The following is a 264-nucleotide window of genomic DNA, read 5'->3' as shown; positions in this document are numbered from 1 at the left end:
GCACGGTTGCCGTTGAATCTGCGAAAGAATACGGCATCAACCACAGTGAATTCATCGCGACCATGGAAAGCCTGGATAAAGCCAAATGGTCAAATATTCGGGGGATCCGCGCTCATGTACGTGAGACGCAGGAATCAAAGGACAAGGCGTTAAACGAATCGCGCGTTTGGCCTCTTGAGGTTGGCCTGGTGTTTAACCAGATTGAAGGTGCTGACGCTCTACCTGTTTCACAACAGAACAAGCTGAAAGCCAATATCAACCAGC

1 pseudogene is annotated in these 264 nt (G+C 49.6%); it reads left to right on the top strand.

Annotation, left to right across the window (positions count from 1 at the left end):
- A pseudogene (locus HX884_RS26935) lies at nucleotides 1-264 on the top strand (phage N-6-adenine-methyltransferase); the annotation flags it as partial.

The sequence above is a fragment of the Enterobacter sp. SECR19-1250 genome (assembly GCF_013391025.1).
Lineage (GTDB): Bacteria > Pseudomonadota > Gammaproteobacteria > Enterobacterales > Enterobacteriaceae > Enterobacter > Enterobacter cloacae.
This window is presented reverse-complemented; position numbering and strand designations above follow the sequence as displayed.